The 2,002-nt window shown below is 73.2% G+C and carries 3 protein-coding genes; 1 reads left to right on the plus strand and 2 read right to left on the minus strand.

All coding sequences use genetic code 11. The annotated features are described in order from the left end of the window. Positions 1-357: hypothetical protein (locus tag AB0J09_RS63450; protein ID WP_360714009.1), on the plus strand; the 357-nt coding region annotated here is incomplete at its 5' end. A gap of 106 nt (positions 358-463) precedes the next feature. On the opposite strand, the gene rbsK is transcribed toward AB0J09_RS63450, so the two are convergent. Together rbsK and AB0J09_RS63460 are read right to left on the minus strand one after the other, a co-directional pair. Beyond that, complete coding sequence (gene rbsK / locus AB0J09_RS63455; RefSeq protein ID WP_360714011.1) at positions 464-1,348, minus strand: ribokinase; 885 nt, start codon at positions 1,346-1,348, stop codon at positions 464-466. Beyond that, positions 1,345-2,002 (minus strand): ADP-ribosylglycohydrolase family protein (locus tag AB0J09_RS63460; RefSeq protein WP_360714013.1); only part of this gene is annotated, 658 nt, incomplete at its 5' end. The genes AB0J09_RS63460 and rbsK, both read right to left, overlap by 4 nt.

Below are 2,002 nucleotides of genomic sequence, written 5' to 3' on the forward strand. Positions count from 1 at the left end.
CGCGAGGCGCTGGAGGAGACCGGCCACGTGCTGGGCCCCGCGGACCTCGGCGACCCCGTGGCGGTGAACGAGGGCGAGTGGTCCAATCTGGGCCGGCACTTCTACTCCCTGCACACGTACTTCTTCGCCCGAGTGGCGTCCGCGACCGTCGCGCCCACCGCCCTGGAGGACTACGAGACGGAGGACTTCCGGCACGGCAACCGCTGGTGGAGCGCCGGCGAGCTGGCCGCCACCGAGGAGCGGGTGTTCCCGCCCGGCCTGGCCGGGCTGCTGCCCGATCTCCTGGCCGGCGTACGGCCCGCCGCGCCGGTCAGGCTCCGCTGGACACACGAGAAAGAATCTTCAGGAGGGCTGTAGAGAGCACGCGGGCCGCTCCGACCCGGTCACGAGAACGACGAAAGGAGCACGAAATGAGCATCTACTGGGTCCACACCTCGCTGCTGAGGTACGGGCGGGACTGACGTTACGGGAGGGCGTTCTCGATCTCGTGCCGGGCCGGCATCGAGGTGCTGGCTCCCTCTCGCTGCACCGACAGCGCCGCCGCCGCGGACGCGAAGGCCAGGGCTTCCGCCATGCCCTGCCCCTCCGACCTGGCCACGGCCAGCGCGCCCACGAACGTGTCGCCCGCCGCCGTCGTGTCCACCGCCTCCACCTTCACGGCCGGCACCCGCAGCCGCTCCCCCGACCTCGACCCGTACAGCGCGCCCTCGGAGCCGAGTGTGATCACCGCCTCCTCGACCCGCTCCAGCAGCGCGTCGAGGGCGGCCTCCGGGTCGGCGGCGCCGGTGATGGCGGCGGCCTCGTGCTCGTTCGGGACGATCGTCGTGACGGCGTCGAGCAGCTCGTCCGGCAGCGGCCGCGCGGGGGCGGGGGTGAGGAAGACCGGCACGCCGGAGACCTGGGCGGCCTGGGCGGCTCCGACGACGGCCTCCATGGGCAGCTCGAGCTGGAGCAGCAGCGCCTCCGAACGCGCGATGGCGGCCAGGTCCTCGCCTGAGGGACCGGTCACCGTGCCGTTCGCGCCGGGGACGACAATGATCGAGTTGCCGCCCGCGTCGTCGACCACGATGTGGGCGATGCCGCTGGGCCCGGGCACCTGACGCAGGCCGCGTACGTCGACCCCGGCCTCCACCAGCGTGGCGCGCATCTCCGCCCCGAACCCGTCGTCGCCCACCGCCCCGAGGAACGCCACCTGCGCGCCCGCGCGGGCGGCGGCGATGGCCTGGTTGGCGCCCTTGCCGCCGGGCACGGTCCTGAACCGGTGCCCCGTCACCGTTTCGCCCCGCTTGGGCGCTTCGGAGACGTACGCGACGAGGTCCATGTTGGCGCTGCCGAAAACCGAGATCATGCCCTCATCATCTCCCGTGTGCGGTCGGCCAGCGTGTCCAGCCCCACTCCGTCGAACCCGGTCAAGCTGCTGGCCAGGCTGTTTCGCATGCGCCACCGGTCCGGCACGCCCGCGTTGAGCGCACCCGCGATGGACCCGGCGGTGGCCCCGGCGGAGTCGGTGTCCCAGCCCCCGGCGACCGCTCCGGCGATGGTGGCGGTGAAGTCGCCCCGGCCGTGGATGAGCGTGGCGGCGATGAGCGCGGCGTTGTTGATGGTGTGCACCCAGTGCAGGGTGCCATGGCGTTCGTGCAGGAGGTCGATGACACGCTCGAAGTCGTCCTCGCGTGCGGCGTCGGCCGCGGCCAGACGCACCGCCTCGTGCAGGCGCGAGCGCTCCGGCACCACGGCGAGGCCCGCCCGTACGACCTCCGCCACGTCCGTGGCGACCATCGAGGCGGCGCACATCGCGGCCACGAACATCGCCCCGTAGATCCCGTTCGCGGTGTGCGTGAGCCGGGCGTCGCGCCAGGCGTGCTCCGCGGCCGTGGCCGGGTCGCCCGGGTTGGCCCAGCCGTACACGTCTGCCCTGATCAGGGCGCCGATCCACTCCCTGAACGGGTTGCGGTGGGTGGCCGTGCGCGGGGGCTCGACGCCGTCCAGGAGGTTGCGGTAC

It is taken from the genome of Nonomuraea sp. NPDC049784 (assembly GCF_040659615.1).
In the GTDB taxonomy this organism is placed as follows: domain Bacteria; phylum Actinomycetota; class Actinomycetes; order Streptosporangiales; family Streptosporangiaceae; genus Nonomuraea.

What these genes read in the sequence shown, in the direction of transcription:
- rbsK (WP_360714011.1), bottom strand. Translation starts at nt 1,348, where the DNA reads ATGATCTCGGTTTTCGGCAGCGCCAACATGGACCTCGTCGCGTACGTC.